Origin of the sequence: Mesorhizobium sp. M7A.F.Ca.US.014.04.1.1, from assembly GCF_003998745.1 — a bacterium.
GTDB classification, from domain to species: domain Bacteria; phylum Pseudomonadota; class Alphaproteobacteria; order Rhizobiales; family Rhizobiaceae; genus Mesorhizobium; species Mesorhizobium ciceri.
In genome coordinates, this window is record NZ_RZRW01000070.1 from 1 (window position 1) to 15,811 (window position 15,811).

Annotated in this window: 16 protein-coding genes; 9 read left to right on the top strand and 7 right to left on the bottom strand. The window is 63.6% G+C overall.

Features of this window, described 5'->3' with window-relative positions:
* Positions 1 to 141 precede the first annotated feature (141 nt).
* Complete coding sequence (locus tag EOA22_RS07395; RefSeq protein ID WP_063169165.1) at positions 142 to 573, top strand: heme-binding protein; 432 nt, start codon at positions 142 to 144, stop codon at positions 571 to 573.
* 263 nt (positions 574 to 836) lie between these two features.
* Here the strand turns inward: EOA22_RS07395 and EOA22_RS07400 are convergent, their stop codons facing one another.
* The 3 genes from EOA22_RS07400 to EOA22_RS07410 form a co-directional block, all read right to left on the bottom strand.
* A complete protein-coding gene (locus tag EOA22_RS07400; protein ID WP_013529226.1) occupies positions 837 to 1,238 on the bottom strand; it encodes a hypothetical protein in 402 nt (133 codons plus the stop codon).
* Between the two features lie 233 nt (positions 1,239 to 1,471).
* Positions 1,472 to 1,654, bottom strand: coding sequence for a 50S ribosomal protein L32 (gene rpmF, locus EOA22_RS07405; protein ID WP_008834724.1), 183 nt, complete (start codon positions 1,652 to 1,654; stop codon positions 1,472 to 1,474).
* Between the two features lie 140 nt (positions 1,655 to 1,794).
* A complete protein-coding gene (locus EOA22_RS07410; protein ID WP_013529225.1) occupies positions 1,795 to 2,556 on the bottom strand; it encodes a transglycosylase domain-containing protein in 762 nt (253 codons plus the stop codon).
* Positions 2,557 to 2,778: 222 nt separating this feature from the next.
* Between EOA22_RS07410 and EOA22_RS07415 the strand changes: the two genes are divergently transcribed.
* The 3 genes from EOA22_RS07415 to EOA22_RS07425 all read left to right on the top strand — a co-directional run bounded on the left by EOA22_RS07415 (position 2,779) and on the right by EOA22_RS07425 (position 7,103).
* On the top strand, positions 2,779 to 3,696 hold the full coding sequence (locus EOA22_RS07415) for a polyprenyl synthetase family protein (protein ID WP_063169166.1): 918 nt from the start codon (positions 2,779 to 2,781) through the stop codon (positions 3,694 to 3,696).
* Between the two features lie 146 nt (positions 3,697 to 3,842).
* Positions 3,843 to 4,649: a methyltransferase domain-containing protein gene (locus EOA22_RS07420; RefSeq protein WP_063169167.1), complete on the top strand. Its 807-nt coding sequence runs from the start codon at positions 3,843 to 3,845 to the stop codon at positions 4,647 to 4,649.
* 114 nt (positions 4,650 to 4,763) lie between these two features.
* Complete coding sequence (locus tag EOA22_RS07425; protein WP_013529222.1) at positions 4,764 to 7,103, top strand: response regulator; 2,340 nt, start codon at positions 4,764 to 4,766, stop codon at positions 7,101 to 7,103.
* Between the two features lie 18 nt (positions 7,104 to 7,121).
* Here EOA22_RS07425 and EOA22_RS07430 read toward each other — a convergent pair whose 3' ends face one another.
* The 4 genes from EOA22_RS07430 to EOA22_RS07445 all read right to left on the bottom strand — a co-directional run bounded on the left by EOA22_RS07430 (position 7,122) and on the right by EOA22_RS07445 (position 10,652).
* Positions 7,122 to 7,937, bottom strand: coding sequence for a Stf0 family sulfotransferase (locus EOA22_RS07430; protein WP_082826558.1), 816 nt, complete (start codon positions 7,935 to 7,937; stop codon positions 7,122 to 7,124).
* 87 nt (positions 7,938 to 8,024) lie between these two features.
* Positions 8,025 to 8,879: a lytic transglycosylase domain-containing protein gene (locus tag EOA22_RS07435; protein ID WP_063169169.1), complete on the bottom strand. Its 855-nt coding sequence runs from the start codon at positions 8,877 to 8,879 to the stop codon at positions 8,025 to 8,027.
* Between the two features lie 5 nt (positions 8,880 to 8,884).
* The gene (gene ispG, locus EOA22_RS07440) at positions 8,885 to 10,138 is read right to left on the bottom strand and encodes a flavodoxin-dependent (E)-4-hydroxy-3-methylbut-2-enyl-diphosphate synthase (protein ID WP_164755307.1); all 1,254 of its coding nucleotides are present in this window, start codon (positions 10,136 to 10,138) and stop codon (positions 8,885 to 8,887) included.
* A gap of 334 nt (positions 10,139 to 10,472) precedes the next feature.
* Positions 10,473 to 10,652: a YdcH family protein gene (locus tag EOA22_RS07445; RefSeq protein ID WP_013529217.1), complete on the bottom strand. Its 180-nt coding sequence runs from the start codon at positions 10,650 to 10,652 to the stop codon at positions 10,473 to 10,475.
* A gap of 239 nt (positions 10,653 to 10,891) precedes the next feature.
* Between EOA22_RS07445 and EOA22_RS07450 the strand changes: the two genes are divergently transcribed.
* From EOA22_RS07450 to EOA22_RS07470, 5 genes are all read left to right on the top strand, one after another.
* On the top strand, positions 10,892 to 11,095 hold the full coding sequence (locus tag EOA22_RS07450; RefSeq protein WP_013529216.1) for a DUF465 domain-containing protein: 204 nt from the start codon (positions 10,892 to 10,894) through the stop codon (positions 11,093 to 11,095).
* 364 nt (positions 11,096 to 11,459) lie between these two features.
* Positions 11,460 to 12,449 (top strand): TIM barrel protein, encoded by a 990-nt coding sequence (locus tag EOA22_RS07455; RefSeq protein ID WP_063170351.1) that lies wholly within the window; start codon positions 11,460 to 11,462, stop codon positions 12,447 to 12,449.
* A gap of 41 nt (positions 12,450 to 12,490) precedes the next feature.
* A complete protein-coding gene (locus EOA22_RS07460) occupies positions 12,491 to 13,543 on the top strand; it encodes a substrate-binding domain-containing protein (RefSeq protein ID WP_024502965.1) in 1,053 nt (350 codons plus the stop codon).
* Between the two features lie 68 nt (positions 13,544 to 13,611).
* Positions 13,612 to 15,126 carry a sugar ABC transporter ATP-binding protein gene (locus EOA22_RS07465; RefSeq protein ID WP_027162481.1) on the top strand — a complete coding sequence of 505 codons (1,515 nt, stop codon included), beginning with the start codon at positions 13,612 to 13,614 and terminating at the stop codon, positions 15,124 to 15,126.
* Between the two features lie 9 nt (positions 15,127 to 15,135).
* Positions 15,136 to 15,811 (top strand): ABC transporter permease (locus EOA22_RS07470; RefSeq protein WP_164755305.1); only part of this gene is annotated, 676 nt, incomplete at its 3' end.

Consider the following 15,811-nt stretch of genomic DNA (forward strand, 5'->3'; position numbering starts at 1 on the left):
AAGCGGAAACGTTTATCCGGAAGACCCGGCGAAGGCTGTTTTCCATCCCGCCTTTTCACGCGAAGCAATTTCAACCGGAACCGGGCTGTTATCTCACCCGCCGACGGTCGATGATCGACGCGTTTCAAACAGGAGACCGCCATGACCGCACTGCCGCTCGAAAAAGCCAGGCAAATCATCGAAACCGCCTTTGCCAAGGGCTCCGATCTCAAGCTCAAGCCGCTCGGCGTCTCGGTGCTCGACGCCGGCGGGCATCTGGTCGCCTTCCAGCGCCAGGACGGCGCCTCGTTCCTGCGTCGGCAAATGTCGGCCGGCAAGGCCTATGGTGCGCTCGCCATCGGCATGGGCTCGCGCAAAGTCGAGGCCTTCGCCAAGGAGCGCCCGCATCTCGTCGCCGGCATCTCGGACGTCTCGGGCGGGCGCGTGCTGCCGGTCGTCGGCGGCGTGCTGATCCGCGACAAGGCCGGTGCCATCATCGGCGCCGTCGGCATTTCAGGCGACACGTCGGACAATGACGAAGCCGCGGCAATCGCCGGCATCGAGGCCGCCGGTTTCACCGCCGATCCGGGGTGAGGTCGGGAACTTCGTCATCCACGGGCGGAGCAGGAGCGAGGCTCCGTCGCGCAGACCCGAGGATCCATTCCGTAACATCCGCCGTAGAGTGCAGCGGAGCAGAATTCTGGACCGCTGAAACGCTCACGTGTCGCGGCTTGGACCCTGGGGTCTGCGCCCGTCGCTACGCTCCTTGCTACGCCCTGGGATGACGACGTTAGGGGCGTTTGCGCCAACTGTCAGCGCAAGTGCCCGTCAAACTTCCGCCTTCCGCGCCGGGGGACCTAATTCAAATTGATGTCCCGGCTGGCCGACCGCATCGACACCGCGAATCCGGCCAGCACGTCGAACAGCGCGATGACCATCAGCGTGAAGAAGACGGAATGGGCCGCACCCTTCACCAGCAGGAATTCGACCAGGAAGGCCACGAAGACCAGCGTCGACAGAAGATGGTCCATGATCGAGGCGTTGGTGGTGCGCACCGACTTCGCCATTTCGAGGAACAGGAAGATCAGCCCAATCAGCACCATCAGATCGCCAAGCGTCATCGAGAACACGCCACCCGACATCATGCTGAATGAGAAGACCTCGCTTGCCCACGGATCGTCACCGCTGCCGAATATTCCCAGCAGTCCGAGATTGTAGAGCACGAAAGGCACGATCAGCAGCGGAATGGCACCGAACATCTGGCGTCTCCATGTGGGGGCAATCCTTTGTAGAATGCGCCACAGGCACGCCGTCAAGATGTTTCGATGGCAGCGTTGAACACGGTCGAAGACCGCACGCAACAACAATGTCAGCCGGTTGCCTGCAACGATTGCCGCCCACGCGTCGAGATGCGCGCTACCCCGCCCCCCAAACGCAAAAGGACCGGCCACTGGCCGGTCCTTTTGGAATTCAAACCTTTGGAAGGCTGGTCTCAGCTTTCCTTGGGCGTCAACACCTGGCGACCGCGATACATGCCGGTCTTCAGGTCGATATGGTGCGGACGGCGCATTTCGCCGGAATTCTTGTCCTCGACATAGGTCGGGGCCTTGAGGGCGTCGGCCGAGCGGCGCATGCCGCGCTTGGACGGAGAGGTTTTACGTTTCGGAACGGCCATGGATATGCTCCACTACATGGTCAAAAGCCCCGCCCGCCCTCGTGAAAGGGCCATGTCGGGGCCTAAATCTGAGAAAGTCGGGTGCCTATACACGCCCTGTGCCGTTTTGGCCAGCACTGGCGCGAATTTTTTTGGATCGGCTAGCGGAGACAACCGACATAGGCCCCCGAGCGGCCGGCTCGCCGCTCGATCAGATTGGCAAGCCGCCTCAGGCCAGGCCCGGGCTTGGCCGGATTGCGGGCGATCGGATTTGGCAAAGAGACCGCAAGCAGGGCGGCCTGCCGTCGCGACAGCTGTTTTGCCGAGACGCCGAAATGGTGCTGTGCCGCGGCCTCGATGCCGTAGATGCCCGGCCCCCACTCGGCGATGTTGAGATAGATTTCCATGATGCGCCGTTTCGACATCACCGCATCGAAATAGACGGCCAGCGGCAATTCGACCACCTTGCGCACCGAGCCCAGCGGCCGCGACCAGAGATACAGGTTCTTGACCGTCTGCATGGTGATGGTCGAGGCGCCGCGCGTCGCTTCGCCGGCCAGCGCATCGTCGACGACGCCTCTCAGCTCGCCGAGATCGACGCCACGATGAAAGCAGAACTGCCCGTCCTCCGACATGATGACGGAATTGGCCAGCACCGGCGACACGTCATCGATCGACACCCAGCGGCGGTCGTAACCGGAGAAGGTCGCCAGGTCCTTCAGCATCAGCGTCGAGACAGGATGCACGAAGAACGGCAGGTACAGAAATGTCAGCACGACCGGAATCAAGGCCAGCACCGCGGCCACGACGATGCCGCGCCGGACCCAGCGCTTGAGACCACGGCGGTTTACGCCCCGCGATCTCGTCGCCATGTCCAGCTTTTCGGTTTCATGATCGACGATCGGTTCCGCCAAGCCGCCCAACCCGTGCCAGAGAGCTCGTTTTGAAACGCGCTCCTGTGAGTCATGTGACGGTGTTTTCGAGAACCGGAGCGGAGCGTACATTAGAGTACGCAAGCACCGGAAGCGCAGAAAACGCCCTCAGATGACCGCAGGAGTAGAGTTTCCGAACGGGCTCATACTGCTCCGGCATAATGGCGCTTGCCTTCTTGCGCAACGTCTGAGTGTCGGCTACCGGTCCCGGCCATGACGAATGACGACCAAATGGCGTTCGAAATGGCGCTGATCAGGCGGGCAGCCGCCGTCGAGGTGCTGCTGCGGCGACTGCTCGACGACCGCGCGCTTTCGGGCGAGATCGCCCGGCCGGACCGGCTGATGGCGGCGATGCGCCATGGCGTGCTGAACGGCGGCAAGCGCCTGCGGCCCTTCCTGGTCATGGAAAGTGCCGCCCTTTTTTCCACCGACGGCGAGGCGGCACTGCGTGTCGCCGCCGCACTTGAATGCGTGCATTGCTATTCGCTGATCCACGACGATCTGCCCGCCATGGACGACGACGACCTGCGTCGCGGCCAGCCGACCGTGCACAAGGCCTTCGACGAGGCGACCGCGATCCTGGCCGGCGACGCCCTGCTGACGCTGGCCTTCGACATCATTGCCGGCGAGTCGACCGCGCTGCCGGCGGAGCGGCGGGCAGCCCTGGTGCTGGCGCTTGCCCGCGCCGCCGGAGCAGGCGGCATGGTCGGCGGCCAGAAGCTCGATCTCGAAGCCGAACAGACGCCGCCGGACGAGGCCGGCATCATCCGGCTGCAGGCGATGAAGACCGGCGCGCTGATCCGCTTCGCCTGCGAGGCAGGCGCCCTCATCGCCGGCGCCCCGGCCGATGACCGCGAGCGGCTGGCCGAATTCGGCTCGGCGATCGGTCTTGCCTTCCAGCTTGCCGACGACCTGCTCGATTTGACCGCCGACGCCAGCCAGATGGGCAAGGCGACCGGCAAGGACGCCGCCGCCGGCAAGGCGACGCTGGTGGCCTTGCATGGTGCAAATTGGGCACGCGGCCAGCTGCACGGCCTCGTCCAACAGGCGCATGCGCTGCTTGAGCCCTATGGCGACGATGCCCAGTTGCTGAAAGAAGCGGCGACATTCGTGGCGGCGCGTAACAGCTAAGGTTGGTGCCAGCCGGAACATCGAGCTGATTGCACGCACGTCCCCGCCGGCCGGTTCTGAAATAGAACTTGAGCGGAAGCCTGCCGAGGCAGAGGATTGACATCCGCACGGCAAGCACGCGGTGCGGATAAGAGTTGGAGGATGCCATGTCGACCACCGACAAGCTGTTCAGCGGTTCCATTCCCGAGATCTACGACCGGGCGATGGTGCCGCTGATCTTCGAGCCATATGCGCGGGATCTGGCGGAGCGGGTGTCGAAGCTCGGGCCGCAATCGGTGCTCGAAGTGGCGGCGGGCACCGGTGTGGTGACACGTGCGCTCGCAGCAAAGCTGCCGGCGCAAGCGCGCATCGTGGTCACCGACCTCAACCAGCCCATGCTCGACCACGCACGCACGCGGATGGTGGACGATCCTCGCATCACCTGGCAGCAGGCCGATGCTCAGGCGCTGCCCTTCGAGGACGCACAGTTCGACGCCGTGGCCTGCCAGTTTGGCGCGATGTTCTTCCCCGATCGGGTGGGCGCCTACGGGCAAGTTCGGCGCGTGATGCGGCTGGGCGGACACTTCCTGTTCAACGTCTGGGGTGCCATCGAAGAGAACGAGTTTGCCGATGAGGTGACGCGGGCGCTCGGCCATTTTTTCCCGGCCGATCCGCCTCGCTTCATGGCAAGGACACCGCATGGCTATCACGATGCGGACGTCATCCGCGCCGACCTGCATGCCGCCGGCTTCCGTAACATTACCATAGAGCCGCTGGATGCCGTCAGCGCCGCTTCCTCGCCATATGAGGCGGCCACGGCCTATTGCCAGGGCACGCCCCTGCGGGTCGAGATCGAGGCGCGCGGTGGCTCGCTGGAGGAGGTGACGCGATACGTGGCGAATGCCCTTGGGAAACGGTTCGGGGAAGGCCCGGTGAGTGGCCGCATCCGCGCCCTCGTCGTGGACGCGGCCTAGGCGCGCTGTCCATCCGGCGGCTCGCACGGCTCGCCTGCCCGAACGAACGAAATTTTAATGTAAATGAAGCGTAATCCCGGCCATTAAAATGGTGCGTATGTGTTGGGGTTGCGCATGCCTGAATATTCGTCCTTCATCCGGTCGGTCCGGATCCGCTATATTTCAGGGTTGCTGATCTTCGCGCTGGCTTCCGCCGGCATCGTGATTGCGCTTGATCGCGTCAATTCCTTTCGCCGCGACATCGATGCGCTGAGCAGCAATCTCGTCATCTTCACCCGAGACCTGCGCAACGCGACCAGCTTTGCCGAGACGACCGGCACCGCCTGGCGGGCGGAGACACGCGATGCCCTGACCACATCGGCGCGCGGCCATTCGGAGCGCCTGACCGGCGAGATCGAGACGCTGACCGCCCAGCTTGCGGCGATCAAGCCGCGGCTGTCGATCAAAACCGTCGACGAACTCCAATCCGCTTCAGTTAACGGCGATCTGTTCTGGTCGCCGCGCGACATGGTGCGCAATTTCAACCTGATGTCGGTGGCGCAGAAGGTCGACGAGTGGAGCTATCGCGAAATCCGCAACCAGAATGACCTGTTCGCCCAACCCATGCTGGTTCGCGTCCGCACCGCCATGGATGATGAGCGCCATCTGGCCGATGCCTCCAGCGACAGGCTGTTGTTGTGGGCCAGCGGCATCCTGTTCGCGGCCCTTGCCATCGTCGCCTTCTGGATCTTCCGCCCGATGGAAGTGGCGATCCGCCGCGCCTTTGCCGAATCCGCCGAATCCCTGTTCAAGGCCGAGGCCGCCGACCGCGCCAAATCGGAATTCCTGGCCAATATGAGCCACGAGATCCGCACGCCGATGAACGGTGTGCTCGGTATGGCCGAACTGCTGGCCAAGACCGATCTGACCCCACGCCAAAAGACCTTCACCGACGTTATCGTGAAGTCCGGCAACGCGCTGCTCACCATCATCAACGACATCCTCGACTTCTCCAAGATCAATGCTGGCCAGCTCACCCTCGACCCTGCTCCCTTCCGCCTTTCCGAGGCGGTCGAGGACGTGGCGACGCTGGTCTCGGCGCGCGTCGCCGAAAAGAACCTCGAACTGATCGTGCGCGTCGATCCGCGCCTGCCGGCCCATGTCGTCGGCGACGCCGGCCGGTTCCGGCAGATCATCACCAACCTGCTCGGCAACGCAGTGAAGTTCACCGAGAAGGGTCACGTGCTGATCGACGTCGGCGGCGAGATCGTCAACGACGTGGTCCAGCTCAAGATCCGCGTCGAGGACACCGGCATCGGCATACCGGCCGAGAAACTGCAGAACGTGTTCGAAAAATTCGCGCAGGTCGACGGCTCGTCCACCCGCCGTCACGAGGGCACGGGGCTGGGCTTGGCCATCGCAGCACGCCTCGTCGACCTGATGGCAGGCAAGATCGGCGTCGAGAGCGAGATCGGCCGCGGCTCGGTGTTCTGGTTCGCGGTGCCGCTGCCCGCGCATCAGGCCGCGGCGCGCGACGAGATCGTGCCGGTCGACGTCACCGGCGCGCGCGTGCTGGTCATCGATGACAATCCGGTCAACCGCGAAATCCTGCTCGAGCAGCTCAGAAGCTGGAGCTTCGACTGTGCCGCCGCCGAAAGCGGCGCCGTCGGCCTGGCCTTCCTCGATCGCGCCTTTCAGTTGGGCGCCGCCGTCGACTGCATCATCCTCGACTACCAGATGCCCGGCATGAACGGCGCCGACGTCGCCAGGGCAATTGCTTCCGACAGCCGGCTGTCCTCCATCCCGGTGGTGTTGCTGACCTCGGTCGACCAGGTCGATTTCGGCAAGATGATCATCGACTTCGGCATTGCCGCGCATTTGACGAAGCCGGCGCGCTCTGCGGTCCTGCTCGGCACCGTTATTTCGGTCGTGCAGAAGGCCCGTTCGCAGGTCGGCAAGGCGCAGTTTGTCCGCGAACCGATCGTCCAGGCTCCCCCGGCAGCGCCGCCTGCCTTTACCGTCATCCGCGGCCCGGCGCTGCCAGTCGCGGCAGCACCGGAATCGACAACCACGCCGAACGGACCGATCGACATCCTGATTGCCGAGGACAACGACGTGAACCAGCTGGTCTTCGGCCAGATCCTCAATGGCTTGGGCTTGAGCTACCGCATCGCCGGCAACGGCCGCACGGCGGTCGAGATGTACCGGGCGCTGCGCCCCAAGCTGATCCTGATGGACGTCTCGATGCCGGAGATGAATGGCTACGAAGCGACCCGCGCGATCCGGGCCATGGAGACCTCGACGGGCACCCACATTCCGATCATCGGCGTCACCGCGCATGCGCTGAAGGGCGATCGCGACAAGTGCATCGAATCGGGCATGGACGACTATCTGCCGAAGCCCGTTTCGCCCGACCGACTGGGCACCAAGATCGGCACCTGGCTCAGCGAGACCGTGGTGGCCAAGACGGCCTAGCCTGCCTCCATCGATGCATCAGGCGGCTGCGTCGAGGCGATAGCGGCGCATCCAGTCGAGGCTGGTGTCGTCGGAGAGCTTTGCGACGCCGGGCCTTACATCTTCGGCGTCTGGTGCTTGGACATCCAAGACTTCACAGATGCCTAGCAACGTCGCCGCCGGATTGCTCGAAAGGCGCTCGTAGCCAACCCGAAGCGGGGTTATGCCTTGCTCAGCGAACCAAATGTTCCATGCCGCATCATAGGTCTCGAGTACCTCGACCTCACGCCTGATCCGCTCGAAATCATATTGGGGCTCTTTCGGCGGTGCGACCCTTTCGATCTCGGTGCCGTCGGGAGCGATATGCCAAAGACCGGTCTGCTCTGCCTTGATCAGGGAGACAGCCTGCGCAAGCTTGTCCTCCCGCGAGAGGTGTATGTAGAGAACATTGCCGAATGCTCTTTCGAACCGTGCTCTGTCGGATGACAGTTTTGGGAAAATCCGGCCGAGGATCGCCGAAAGCTCATCCAGATTTTCGCGCATCAAGCGGAGACCGAAGAGGCCGGTCCCACCCTTGCCAGCGGCGATCGTAGCATTGAGGTAAGCGGCATCGAATTCGCGCTCGCTCATCGCGGCGCGATCGAGCAGCTTCCACTCTTCGGCCCACTCCACCACGTCCTGGCGCCGATAAAACGAATGTGGATCGCCGGCGGTCTTGGTGGACGCCAGGAGCTTGCACAGCAGCGTGCTTCCGGTCCTCGGTGTGCCGCAGATAATGTATCCATCGAACATGTTGTGCCCACGCGGCTTGTCAAAGGCAGGGGCTGTCGCTCCTGGTAAGATGACCGCCGCCATAGCTGAAATCCTTGGTGGATGCGACGTCACGGCTGTCGCTTTCTAAATGCCTCTCTCAGACAAAATACCCTGCCGGCAGGGGTCAAATCACCGGTTGCGCACCACCACGCATGCCCCACCGATGCTTTGCAATTTCTGGCAGATGACGTTTGCATCGGCGCGGTGGTCGACACCGATCCTGACCGCATAGATACCCCGCCGGCCGATCGGCGTGCGCACCCGGCTGACCACTGGATCGTGCCCGTTGAGCAGGGCCGGGAACCGGCTCCTTATCCTGAGCCACTGGTTGATCGCGGCACTGCGGCGGAAATTGCCGGCCACCTGGATGCCCCACGGCTTTACGTTGATCGAGGCCATCGCCACGGTCCGCGACATGATCACCGGCAGTTTTCGGCAAGCGACGGCAAAATCCGCCTTAGCGTCGAGCGGTTCGACCCTTCCGGCATAGGCTCGGTCGGTGAACTTGTCGGCTGGTTCGCCCATGATGTCGAAGACATAGCTTTCGGTTTCCATCGGCAGGAAACCGCCGGAACTGAGCCAGCGCGACACCCGGCTCTCGCCGGCATTGTAGGCGGCGGCCGCCAGGCCGAGATTGCCGTAGCCGGTTTTCATTTCGGCGAGATATTTCGCCGAAGCCGGGATCGCCTGATTGATGTCGAAGGAATTGGCAAGCCCGCGCATCTTGGCGGTTCCCGGCATGAACTGGGCAATGCCTTCGGCGCCGACGGGACTGACGGCGTTGGGATCGAAACGGCTCTCCTTCCAGATCAGCCGGGCGAAGAAATCCCTGGGCAAACCATTCTGGTCGGCATGCGCCTGGATCAGGTTGCAGACCTTGTCGATAAGCCGTTGCTTGGCGGATTGCGGCGGATCGGCCTGAGCCAGTGTCGACCAGACTAGCCCACACAGCAGGACCAGCGTCGCCCACAGGAAACGCTGCATTTGACCTACTCTGCCGCGGCCTTGCCGCCGCGACCGAACCGCTGTTCGATATAGTCGGCGACCATTTTCTCGAAATCCGCCGCGATCGACGGTCCGCGCAGCGTCGCCGCCTTCTTGCCGTCGACGAAGACAGGCGCCGTCGGCGTCTCGCCGGTGCCGGGCAGCGAAATGCCGATATCGGCATGCTTGGACTCGCCCGGGCCGTTGACGATGCAACCCATCACCGCGACCTTGAGGTTCTCGACGCCGGGATATTTGTCGCGCCACACCGGCATGTTCTTCCTGAGATCTGCCTGGATGTTCTGAGCGAGCTCCTGGAACACGGTCGAGGTCGTGCGGCCGCAGCCGGGACACGCGGCGACGATCGGCACGAACTGCCTGAACCCCATCGTCTGCAGCAATTCCTGCGAAACCTGCACCTCGCGCGTGCGGTCGCCATTCGGCTCCGGCGTCAGCGAGATGCGGATGGTGTCGCCGATGCCTTGCTGCAGCAGGATGCCCATGGCGGCCGACGAAGCGACGATGCCTTTCGAGCCCATGCCGGCTTCAGTCAGGCCGAGATGCAGTGCATGGTTGGAGCGGGTGGCGAGCTCGGCATAGACGGCAATCAGGTCCTGCACGCCGCTGACCTTGGCCGACAGGATGATTTTCTCGCGGCCAAGGCCGATCTCTTCCGCCATCTCGGCCGAGAGAATGGCCGACTGCACGATCGCCTCGCGCATCACCTCTTGCGCCGTCAGCGGAAAACCCTTGTCCTGGTTGTCGTCCATCAGCCGGGTCAAAAGCTCCTGGTCGAGCGAGCCCCAGTTGACACCGATGCGCACCGGCTTGTCATGCCTGATCGCCATCTCGACGATGTCGGCGAACTGCCGGTCCTTCTTGTCCTTGAAGCCGACATTGCCGGGGTTGATCCGATATTTGGCCAGCGCCTCGGCGCAGGCCGGGTGATCGGCCAAGAGCTTGTGGCCGATATAGTGGAAATCGCCGACCAGCGGCACGTTGATGCCAAGCCGCTGAAGCCGCTCATGAATGCGCGGTACGGCGGCGGCACTCTCGTCGCGATCGACGGTGATGCGCACGATCTCGGAGCCGGCCCGGTGCAGTGCTGCGACCTGCGCGACGGTCTGGTCGATATCGGCCGTGTCGGGGTTGGTCATCGATTGGACGACAACGGGCGCGCCGCCGCCGACGACCACGCCGCCGACATCGACGCCGACCGAGGTGCGGCGGGGGAAAGGAGAGGAAAAATATCCGGTCATGCCGGCAGCCTTTTGTCTCTGGAGCATCTTGTGTCCTGCATGGGCGCACAACGACGCCCCGGGCCGATGCGCTGAGGTCCGGGCATGAGGTGGAGGAGCAAAGATGGCTTGTCAATGGCGACAGGTCGCCACTGGCCCGAATCGGCACGTCGCCAACGACCAAAAACAATCGATGATCTGGCGAAACGGGCGACGGCCGAAGCGGATATTAAGCCGGGTGCAAGTCCAGCTTCGGCTGACAGACCGTGCTGGGAAATCAAACCTCTCCACGCCGGCGGCGGGGAGCCGCCGGGAAAAGAGGCCGCGGATACCGCGCGGCTATGTCAGGAGGGCATCAATGCGTGGTCGGTTTTCCTCTTAGTTTTTCAATCTCGTCCTTGAGTGCCAGCTTGCGTCGCTTAAGATTCACGATTTCGAGGTCGTCGACCGATGGATGATTCATCGCGTCATCGATTTCACGTTCGATGTCGCCGTGTTTCCGCTGCAACTCATCAAGATGGGATGCAAGAGACATGATTGGTTCTCCCTTTCATGGTTTTCCTCGATTGCAACCGTCACGGCGCGTCCACCGCAGGTTCGCTTCTGTGACGGCACGGTGACAGTGTGTCACCTTCCGCGGGCGATGTCGAATGATCCGTGGTAGCATTCCACGACACTGTGAAATGTGATATGGGCTGCACGCCGGTGACAAAACACCCGGCCCCGCCCAATCAGGCCCAGCTTTGGGCGCCGCAGACGTGCAGACGGTAGAGAATGTCCGATCAGGAACAGGCCGATATTCGCCTCGAATTTTCCCGCCTGAAGCAGGAACACGCCGATTTCGATGCAGCCATCAACGCGATGATCGCCATGGCCTGCGATCCGCTGCAGATCCAGCGCATGAAGAAGAAGAAGCTGTTCCTCAAGGACCGGCTGATGGCGCTGGAAGACAAGATCATTCCCGACATCATTGCGTGAACGATGTGATGTGCTGACGCTGATCGAGCGCCAGGCAGCGGCGATCTGCATCTCCCTGCGCGGTCGTGTGACGGTGCCTTTGGCCGGTCAATCGTTGGGCTCTTTTTCGCCGGTGCACTAGCCGCGACGGCGCGTCCTGCCGGGCGATCTCGCACATGGAGCACCTCGAACTCGACGGCTTCGTCGCACGCTCTCGGTCAGTGATCCCACCGTTCTGACGGATTGTCCGGCGACGCCGCTGGGAAACCTGCGCCTTCGCGCGGCTCAGCCCCGGCCGTCGACACAGCTCACCGCCCGCCCCTCAAAACAATAACTTTACAAATATTTGTATTTATGTGAAGTCATGACGATTGAAGGATCGACCATGACAGCCACTCGTTTCGCCACGCGCCTGAATTCCTTTGCCTCGCGGCCGCAGGCCGAATGGCCTGATCTTACCGGCAAGCCGTCGCTGCTGCAGATGGCGGCGCGCGCCGCCAAGGTCGGCGGGCTTACCGATCTCGACCTCAACTTTCCCGACCATGTCAGTGAAAAGCCTGCGGAAATCGCCCTCAAACTCGGCGATCTCGGGCTTTCCATCAATGGCTTTGCCATGCGCTACTACTCCAACCCCGCCTTCAAGCTCGGCGCATTCACCAATCCGGATCCGGCGGTGCGCCGCGAGGCCATCGACCTGACCAAAGCCGGCATCGATGCCGTGCGTGAGGCCGGCGCCAGCCTGATGACGCTGTGGCTCGGCCAGGATGGCTTCGACTACGCCTTCCAGGCCGACTATGTGACGCTTTGGCAACACGAAATCGATGGGATTCGTGAAGTAGCCGCGCATGATCCCGACTGTCAGATCAGCCTTGAGTACAAACCGAACGAACCACGCTCCTACAGCCTGATGCCGGATGCGGCGACGACCTTGCTGGCGATCCGCGATGTCGGCCTGCCCAATCTGGGCGTCACCCTCGATTTCGCCCATGTGCTCTATGCCGACGAACAGCCGGCCTTTGCCGCGGCCCTGGTGGCGCGCCACAGCAAGCTGCTCGGCGTGCATCTGAACGACGGCTACGCCAAGCGCGACGACGGCCTGATGGTCGGCGCGGTGCACACGCTGCAGACCATCGAGTTGCTCAGGCAGATTCGCCGCGACGGTTACGCCGGCGCCATCTATTTCGACACGTTCCCCGACATGACCGGGCTCGATCCGGTGCGCGAGTGCGAAGTCAACATCGCCACCGTCAAGCGCATGCTGCGCGTCGTCGACCGGCTGGGGCAGGACAATCGCCTGTCCGCCGCCATGGACAGCCAGGATGCGGTGACGTCGCAGGCCATCATCCAGGAAATCATGCTCGGGCCGGATAGCTGAGGCATGCGCACCATTATCGTTTTCAACAAGGGAGGAATACAATGAAACTTCTGCTTGCCACGGCTACCGCCGCACTGATGGCGCTGTCGATCGGCTCTGCCTTTTCGGCCGACCTCGCGCCGCTCAATTCCGACACGGAAAAGGACCGCATCGACTGGTCGCAGGTCGAGGCCAAATTCGGCGCGTTCCCCAAGCTGCCCGAAGGCACCAAGGCAGGCGCCGTCTCCAAGACGCTGACCAATGAATACTGGCGCTCGCTGGGCGAGGGCTACACGGCATTCGGCGCCAAGGTCGGCGTTCCCGTCGTCTATCAGGCAGCGCAAAGCGAGGGCGACCAGCTCGGCCAGCTCACCATCGCCGAAGGCCTGGTGACGCAGGGCTACAACGTGCTGCTCGTCTCGCCGCAGACGGATGCCAATCTGCAGCCGATCATGGAGCAAGCCAAGGCCGCCAACGTGCCGGTGGTCAACGTCAATGACGCCGTGATCCCGCAGGCCGAACATTATGTCGGCAATGTCCAGCGCGACAATGGCGTGCGCGTCGCCAAATGGTTCATCAAGAACCGTCCGGATGGCGGCAAGGTCGCCATCGTCGAAGGCCAGGCTGGCGTCTATGCCGCCGTGCAGCGCACCGACGGCTTCAAGTCGACCATCACCGAGGCAGGCAAGTTCGAGGTCGTCGCCAGCGTTCCCGGCAACTGGGACCGCCAGACCTCCTATGATGCGGCCACCAACATCCTGCAGCAGCACCCCGACCTGATCGGCTTTTATGCCAACAATGACGGCATGGCGCTCGGCATCGTCGAGGCAGTCAAGGCCGCCGGCCTGCAGGACAAGGTTGCGGTCTTCGGCACCGACGGCATTTCCGACGCCTATGCCTCCATACGGGCCGGCGAACTGACCGGCACGGTCGACAGTTTCCCGGTGCTGACCGGCGAAGTGGCGTTGGAAACTGCTCTGCGTCTCGTCGCGGGACAGAAGCTGCCCCGCGTCGTCGCCACGCCCCAGGCACTGATCACCAAGGACAATGCCGACCGCTATTCCGGCGCCGGCGCGCGCAAGGCACTGCTCGAGGACGCGGCTGCGGGCCAGTAAGGCCAATCGGCGAGTGCCGGCCAGAGCAATTCGCTCCCGCCGGCACCGTTGCCCGGAGATAGAACCCAATGTCACCCCGGCTGCAATTCCAGGGCATTTCCAAGCTGTTTCCGGCCGTGCGGGCGCTTGACGGCGTGTCGTTCTCGGTAGGTGCCGGTGAAATCCACGGCCTGCTCGGCGAAAATGGCGCCGGCAAGTCGACGCTGCTGCGCATCCTGTCTGGCGTCCACACGCCGACAGCGGGAAGCGTCCTCATCGACGGCAAGCCGGTTACACTCGCCAACCCGGTCGCCGCACGCGCTGCGGGCGTCGCCATGATCCATCAGGAATTGCAGCAGGTACCACGCCTTAGCGTCGCCCAGAACATGTTCCTAGGCCATCCGCTGACGCGCGGCGCCATCTTCGTCGCCCGGCGCGAACAGGAGCGCCGTGCTGCGGAGGCTCTTGCGGCCATCGATCCCTCCATCGATCCGGCTGCACCCCTCGGTACCCTGAAGGTGGCGCAGCGGCAGATTGTCGAGATCGCCCGCGCGCTGCTCGATCGCGCCCGCATCGTTGCCATGGACGAGCCGACATCGAGCCTGACGCCGAGCGAATTCGAACGGCTGGCGCAAGTCATCACCGGCCTCGCCCGCGACGGCGTCGCCGTCGTCTATGTCTCGCACAAGCTGGACGAGGTGTTCGGCATCTGCCGGCGCGCCACCATCATGCGCGATGGCGTCGTCGTCGATTCCGTCGATCTGAACGACCTGTCGGAGAAAGCGGTCGTGGCGATGATGGTCGGCCGCGAACTGGCGCAGGAGCAGCATAATTCCCATGCCACGAACAAGGTCATGCTGAGCGCGCGTGGCCTCTCCTCGGCGACGAAGGTGCGCAACGTGTCGTTCGATCTGCATCGCGGCGAGGTGCTGGGCATTGCCGGCCTGGTCGGTTCCGGCCGCACTGAACTGCTGCGGCTCTTGGCCGGCGCCGATCGCGCCACGGCCGGGACGATTGCAATCGACGGCAAGGCGGCACGGTTCTTCAGCCCGCGTGACGCGATTGCCGCCGGCGTCGGACTGGTGCCGGAGGAGCGCAAACGCGAAGGCATCGTGCCGCTGCGCTCGATCACCAGCAATATGGCGCTGGCCTCGATGGCCGTGTTCGCGCCGCGCGGCCTCATCGATCACGCCAGGTTGAAACAGGTGGCGGCCGAGAAGATGAGCCGCGTCAATCTGCGCCCATTCCTGCTCGACCGGCCGATCCGCCTGTTCAGCGGCGGCAACCAGCAGAAGGCGATCATCGGCCGCTGGCTGGCGGCGGGAACACGCATCCTCTTGTTCGACGAGCCGACGCGCGGCATCGATGTCGGCGCCAAGGCGGAGATCTATCATCTGATCGAGGAACTCGCCGCCGAGGGCCATGCGGTGGTCGTCGTCTCCTCCGAACTGCCCGAGGTGATCCGGCTTGCCGACCGCGTGTTGGTCATGCGCGACGGCACCATCGCCGCCGAACTCGATAGGGCAAATCTCTCAGAACAGGCGATCGCGGCGCACGCCATCCCGCAAACGCAAACGCCGGCCGCACAGCCGGCAAGGCAGTAGGTGACGGATATGTCGGATGCCACTCTGGTGCGGTCCCAGGCCGAATTCCTGCGCGGTGTTTCCATGCGCGACGCCGGCACGCTGATCGGGCTTGTCGTGATCCTGGCCGTGTTCGGCGCGCTGGTGCCCGGCTTTTTCGCCGAGCGCAACCTGATCAACATCCTGCAGCAGTCGAGCATCAATGCCTGTCTGGCGCTGGGCATGACGCTGGTCATCATCTCCGGCGGCATCGACCTGTCGGTCGGGCCGACGGCAGCACTCTCGGCCGTCATCTCGGCCTCTATGATGGTCGCCGGCGTGCCGTTTCCGCTGGCCATCGCCGCCGGCTTCGCCATTGGTCTTGCCTGCGGCCTCGTCAACGGCGTGCTCGTCGCCCATGTTGGGCTGCAGCCCTTCATCGTCACGTTGGGAACGCTCAGCACCTATCGGGCACTGGCGCTGATCTACACCGGCGGCAATCCGGTCCTCGGCCTGCCCCCAGGCTTTCGCGCCGTCTTCAACGGTTCGCTGTTCGGACTGCCTCTGGCGGTCGTCATCGTCGCCTGCGTGGCTGTCGTCGCCTGGGTCGTTTTGAAGAAGACGCCCTTCGGCGAATATCTGCTCGCCGTCGGCGGCAACGAGGAGGCGGCCTACATCGCCGGCGTGCCGATTGCCCGCACCAAGATCGCCGCCTACCTGATCTCAG